We start from the raw sequence: 6,365 nt of genomic DNA, 5'->3' as shown, positions 1-6,365 counted from the left end.
TCGTCACGCATGTCATACTGGCCGACCCCACCGAGGTGGGCGGGGTCGGGGGCACCGACGAGCCTGCCGGCGCGGGGCGGTCGAAGGCCAGGCATCCGGCCGGGGAGTCGTCCCGCCAGCGCAGGTCGTCGCCACGCAGGTGGGGGAGGGCGCGGCGCAGGGCGAGCGCGCTGCGCACGAGCAGCCAGGTCGACATCGGGTCGGCCGCCTGCGCGAGGACCGCGAGGTCCGCCCAGTCGGCGGGTTGCGGCAACCACGGGTCGGCGCCGGCCGAGGTGAATCCGTAGGGAGGCGCGTCCCCCGACCACGGCAGGGGGATCCGGGCGCCGTCCCGGCCCGGCGACGTCCCCCCGGACCGCGTCCAGATCGGGTCGCGACGGGCGGCCGGCGGCACCTCGGCCTGCGGCAGCGCCAGCTCGTCGCCCTGGTACAGCACCGCGGTGCCGGGCAGCGCGAGCAGCGTGAGCAGAGCGGCGCGCGCGCGGCGGGTCCCCGTGGGACCGCCGCCGTAACGGGTCGCCGGCCGCACCACGTCGTGGTTGGCGAGCACCCAGGTGCCCGGCGCGCCGACCGCCGTCAGCGCGGCGCGTTCGGCGTCGATGGCGGCCCGCCAGGCCGCCGCCGACCAGGGGATGCTCAGCAGGGAGAACGAGAACGTCAGGTGCAGCTCGTCCGGTCGCACGTAGCGGGCGAGCCGGGCCGGGTCGCGCACCCAGGTCTCCCCGATCAGGACCCTGGGACGCCCGTCGCGGGCGGTGTACTCGTCGGTGATCGCGCGCCACGCGCGGTAGATCTCGTGCACCCCGTCCTGGTCCCAGACCCGGGGCTCGTGCTCCTCGCGGAACCCGCTGTCCGGAGCCAACCGGGCGCCGGGCGGGTTGTCCCGTAGCTCGGTGTCCTTCATCAGCCCGTGGGTCACGTCGATCCGGAACCCGTCGACCCCTCGATCGAGCCAGAACCGCAGCGTCGCGGCATGGTCCGCGCGGACGGCGGGATGATCCCAGTTCCAGTCGGGCTGCTCGGCGTCGAACAGGTGCAGGTACCACTGGCCGTCCGCCACCCGCGTCCAGGCCGATCCGCCGAACACCGATTCCCAGTTGTTCGGAGGCTGCTCGCCGCCGGGGCCTCGGCCGTCGCGGAAGATGTAGAGCTCCCGCTCGGGACTGCCCGGCGCGGACGCGAGCGCCGCCTGGAACGCCGGATGCGCCGAGCTTGAGTGGTTCGGCACGAGATCGATCAGCACGGCGAGCCCGGTCTCGGCGGCGTCGGCGAGCACGGCGTCGAGGTCCGCGAGGTCACCGAAGAGCGGATCCACGCCGCGATGGTCGGCGACGTCGTACCCGTGATCGGCCATGGGGGACGAGTAGAAGGGCGTGATCCAGATCGCGTCGACGCCGAGTTCCGCCAGCACGGGCAGATGCCGCCGTAGCCCCTCCAGATCGCCGATCCCGTCGCCATCGGAATCGGCGAAACTGCGAAGGTACACCTCGTACAGCACGGCCCGGCGCCACCACGTCCCGTCCTGGCCGGGCGACCGCCCCCGGCCGTCGGCGCCATTCGGGCGATCCAGCTCCCCGGCGTCGCCGGCTCCCGCGCTGTTGTCCTTGTTGTCCTCGGCGCCCTCGGTGTTCTCGTTGCCCTCGCCCGCGTCGCTCCGGTGGCCGCGCTGGACACTAGATCGAGGGTAGAAAGAAGATATTTTCTCTCTCTTGGTAGATGAGGGTGTCTTTGTGGAGTAGCCCGCAACAGAATGATCTGTCCTCATCTGGCTCCTTCTGGCGTTTCTGGTCCTTTTGGGACAGATGCTCCCTGTTGTGCGCCTATCCAGGGACCGCTCCGCCGCGTCGGGACGGCGCGGCGGAGCGCGTGTTCCTCGGTCGGGCGATGCCTGTCCAGCATCAAACCCGGTCGGTGGGGGCGAAGGTAGGGCGATGGGGTGCTGGTTGCGGCTCGGGTCGACGTTCCCCCGATGCGTGATATCCGATATCCGAACTAGACTTCCGCAGATAGACCGGGTGACTGGCTGTTACGAAGCGGTACCGGGAATCGGATTCGGTCGGGGATGTGATGGTGTGCCCGTGACGTCGGAACCATCCACCGGGAGTTCGCCCCAGGCGCCCGGTATATCAAGGTTCGTCAGTGAGTCGCGGAGGTCCGATCAGGTGCGGCGGTCGGCGTCCGCAGGTCTGCGGGCCGCGCGGGAGGCCGTCCGCGCGCTGTGTCACGGTGCTCGGGGGGAGCATGACGACGGATCGAGCGGCTCCGATCCGTCCTTCCTGGCCGATGCCGGTCTCGTCCTCGGCACCTCCCTCGACCCCGATCGGGTCGTCGATCTGATCGCCGGACTCGCCGTGCCCCGCCTCGGCACGGGCGCCCTGGTGTGGCTGCGCGAGGGTGACCAGGTCAGGCTCGGTGCCTCGGTCTTCCACGACCCGAAAGTCGGCAGGATTATGCGGGCGATTGTCGCCACGCGGCCGCCCCAGCTCGCGGACGAATTCCCGCCGGGCGTCGTCATGCGTGAGGGCCAGACGTACTGTCTGCCGGACTTCGACGAGCTGCGCCCGGTGCCGCTGTTCCCGTACGAGCTCGCCTACCAGCAGTTCCGCCGGATCCAGAGCGGTCCAACCGTCACCGTCCCGTTGCCGGCGCACGGCCGGATCCTCGGCGCGATCACCGTCGGGCGCGGCACCGGCTTCTATTCCGGAGCGGAGGTGAACCTGCTGGAGGACCTCGCCCGGCGGGGGGCCGTCGCGCTGGAGAACGCACAACGCTTCCGCGAGGCACAGGAGTCCGCGCTGACCCTGCAACGGTCCCTCCTGCCGGCGCATCCCCCCGCACTCGACGGGGTCGAGATCGCGATGGAGTACCGGCCGGGGACGGCAGGCACGGAGGTGGGAGGCGATCTCTACGATGTCATACCGCTCGCCGGGGGACGGGTCGGGGTGGCCATCGGTGACGTGATGGGGCGCGGCCTGCACGCCGCGGCGGTGATGGGCCAGCTGCGGGCGGCGCTGCGCGCCTACGCCCTGGAGGATTGGAGCCCCGTCGAGGTGCTGACCCGGCTCGACCGGGTCGTCGGCCTGCTGCCCGGTCTCCAGCTCGCGACCTGTATGTACGCCGTCTATGACCGGAACACCGGCCGGGCGACGATCGCGAGTGCCGGCCATCTCGCGCCGTTGGTGATCCTTCCCGACGAGGACCCCGACTATCTGGTGCTCGACCCCGGGCTCCCGCTGGGAGTCTGCGAGGGGGCGATGTTCAGCGAGACGACCGTCGCGCTTCCACCCGGATCGGCGTTGGTGATGTTCACCGACGGCCTGGTGGAGTCGCGACGCCGACCGCTCGTGGACGGCCTGGACAATCTTCGACGCGGTCTTACCACACAGCGGGCCCGGGCTGCCGCGGTAGGCCTCAAGGCGGTCGAAGTCGCAGCGGGTGCCGACGTGGCGGCCGGAGGCGAGGGCGAGGGCATGAGCGCGGAACGGACCGGGAAGGCGGAACGGACCGGGAAGGCGGGGACGGATCGGCGGGCCCCCGGCCCGTCGCTCGGCCCGCCCCCCGGGGTGCCGGAACGCCGCTCCTGGGCGGACCGGCGGCGCCGGGCGCGCAGGGTGAACTTCGCGGCGCGTAGCTGGTTCGGTCCGGACACCGTCAACGGCCCCGGCGAGGGCCCCGTCGAGGAGACCGCCCGCACGCTGCTCGAACGGTGCCTGATCGCAGCCGATCTCCCGGCCCGGACCGACGACGACACCGCCATGGTGGTGCTCACCACGCAGGCCGTGAACCCGCCATTGCTCGAACTCGCGTTGCCCGCGGTGGCCGCGTCGGCAGGCGAGGCCCGGACAGCGATGCGTTCGGTCCTCGCCGAATGCGGGATCACCTCCGTCGAGGACGCGATGCTGCTGGTCAGCGAGGTGGTGACGAACGCGGTGCTGCACGCCCGCAGTGATCTGGTACTGCGGGCATCGATGGAACCCGGTCGGCTGCGGATCAGTGTCGAGGACCGGGAAGGCGCGCGTCTGCCCCGGCCCGGCGCGGCCGCGGAGAACAAACCCGAGCCCGAGTCGGGGTGGGGCCTGCTGCTGGTCGAGGCGCTGGCGCTAGCCTGGGGGGTGGAGATGACCCCCGGGGGCAAGCGTGTCTGGTTCGACATCGAGATACCCGACCAGGAGCCGGGTGCTGCCGGCCCGACGAGACCGATCGTTGGACCCGATCCGTCTCCCGCGGCGGGCCCGTCCCGGAAGCCTCCCCTCGACCCGCCGATCCAGGGCCGGTGCTGGGGATAGCATCCGGGGCCGGGCCACCTGACGATCCGGGCCAAGGCCGCGTGATCAGGCGGTGGCGACGGCGCGGGCGGCCCATTCGTCCTCGGCCTTGCGCACGATGTTGCGCAGCATTCCACCGAAGACGGCTGCGTGGAACGGGCTGACCGACCACCAGTAGAGCTGCCCGGGAAGTCCGCGGGGCAGGAAACTCGCGCGCTGCGAGTAGGTCGTGGTGCCCTCGGAGTCCACCATCGAGCGTAGTTCCAGCCATGCCTCGCCAGGCAGCTTCATCTCGGCACGCAGCCGGAGCAGGTGGCCCGGTTCGATCTCCTCGACCCGCCAGAAGTCCAGCGCCTCCCCGACGTGCACCCGCTGCGGATCACGCCGGCCCCGGCGCAGACCGACGCCACCGAGGGCGGTGTTCACCCAGCCGCGGGCGGACCAGGCCAGGGGCCACGAGTACCAGCCGTTGTCGCCCCCGATGCCCTCGATGACGTGCCACAGACAGGCCGGCGGCGCCGCCACGGCCATGCTGCGCTCGTCGACGTAGAGGGATCCCCCGGCCCACTGCGGGTCGGTCGGCAGGGGCTCGTTCGGGGGGTGCGTGGCACCGGCGCCGTCCCTGTCGTCCGATGCGCCTCCCGGACCCGGCCACACCGCCGTCGACCATCGGGTCTTCACCGAACGCGCCCGCACCCGGGCCAGTGCGAGGGCCACCGCGGCGTCGAAGGGCAGCAGTCCCTCGGCAGGATCGGGGATCCAGCGGGCGACCTGGTGGTCGTGGACCACCACCTCGTTGCGCAAGGAACGGATGAGCGGCCTCGCGATGCCGCCCGGCACCGGGGTGACGAGCCCGACCCACAGCGAGGACAGTTCGGGGGACAGGATCGGAACCGGGACGATGATCCGGCGCCGCAGCCCCTCGGCGGCGGCGAAGCGCTGCATCATCTCCGCATAGGTCAGGATGTCCGGGCCGCCCACGTCGAAGGTGCCCTCGACGTCGTCGGGGACCTCCAGAGCGCCGATCAGATAATGCAGCACGTCCCGGACGGCGATTGGCTGGATCCTGGTCCGCACCCAGCGCGGCGTCAGCATCACCGGCAGGCGCTCCGTCAGGTAGCGCAGCATCTCGAACGAGGCGCTGCCGCTGCCGATGACGACCGCCGCACGCAGCACGATCGTCGGAACCCCCGAGCCGAGCAGGATCCTCCCGATCTCCTGGCGGGAGCTCAGATGGGCGGACGTGCCACCCGTCGTCGCCGGGCCCAGCCCGCCGAGGTAGACGATCCTGCGGACATCGGCCGCCCGGGCCGCGGCGGCGAAGGCGTTCGCCGCCCGCCGGTCGACCGCGGAGAAGTCACCACCACTGTCGATCGAGTGGATGAGGTAGTAGGCGACCTCGATCCCGTCGAGTGCGGACCGCAACGACTCCGGATCCCGGGCGTCGGCGCGGACGACCTCCGCCCGGACGGCCCACGGGATGTCCCGCAGCCGGACGGGATCCCGGGTCATGACCCGGACGTGGTGGCCACGGTCGAGCAGGCGGGGAGCCAGCCGGCCGCCGATGTACCCGGTCGCCCCGGTGACGAGGATGCGCACGCTGGTTACCTGCCCCGGTAGGCCCCGCCGTACCCTGGCGCCCGGCCGATCCGCCGTCGCCGTGCCGGGGAACGCCTCGAACAGGCGGGGAACGCCCCGGGCGGGCGCCGTCAGGCCGAGGCGGCCTCGGTCACGTCGGTACTCAGGTAGGCCGACCAGCGTGGATCCATCCGACGGGAGCCCAGAATGCGCCAAGCGGCTCCGCTCGGCGCCCGTGGCGCCGTGCGGAGCCGCCAGCCGAGATCAGCGACGGCCCGGTCGGCTTTCAGATGGTTGCAGCGGCCACAGGCCGCCACGACGTTCTCCCACGCATGCGGGCCCCCACGGGAGCGTGGAATGACATGATCCAGGGATGTTGCCGGAGCATTGCAGTACACGCAGCGATGATGGTCGCGGGCCAGCACACCCTTGCGGGTCAGCGGGACCTGCGAGCGGTACGGCACCCGGACGAAACGCGCTAACCGGACCACGATCGGGACATCGATGGATGCCGTCGCGGAC

General features: G+C 71.8%; 4 protein-coding genes. 1 reads left to right on the top strand and 3 read right to left on the bottom strand.

The genetic code is table 11. The annotated features are described in order from the left end of the window. Nucleotides 1-1,765: glycoside hydrolase family 13 protein (locus AC08OX_RS13535; RefSeq protein WP_476608151.1), on the bottom strand; the 1,765-nt coding region annotated here is incomplete at its 3' end. Between the two features lie 397 nt (nucleotides 1,766-2,162). On the opposite strand from AC08OX_RS13535, the gene AC08OX_RS13530 reads away from it, so the two are divergent. Then, entirely contained in the window at nucleotides 2,163-4,286 is a 2,124-nt protein-coding gene (locus AC08OX_RS13530) for an ATP-binding SpoIIE family protein phosphatase (RefSeq protein WP_476608150.1), read from the top strand. Between the two features lie 45 nt (nucleotides 4,287-4,331). Here the strand turns inward: AC08OX_RS13530 and AC08OX_RS13525 are convergent, their stop codons facing one another. Then, on the bottom strand, nucleotides 4,332-5,864 hold the full coding sequence (locus tag AC08OX_RS13525; protein WP_476608149.1) for an SDR family oxidoreductase: 1,533 nt from the start codon (nucleotides 5,862-5,864) through the stop codon (nucleotides 4,332-4,334). Nucleotides 5,865-5,974: 110 nt separating this feature from the next. Continuing rightward, a partial coding sequence (locus AC08OX_RS13520; protein ID WP_476608148.1) for an HNH endonuclease occupies nucleotides 5,975-6,365 on the bottom strand: 391 nt, incomplete at its 5' end.

The sequence above is a fragment of the Frankia sp. CoBUL1 genome, assembly GCF_978021245.1.
This window is presented reverse-complemented; position numbering and strand designations above follow the sequence as displayed.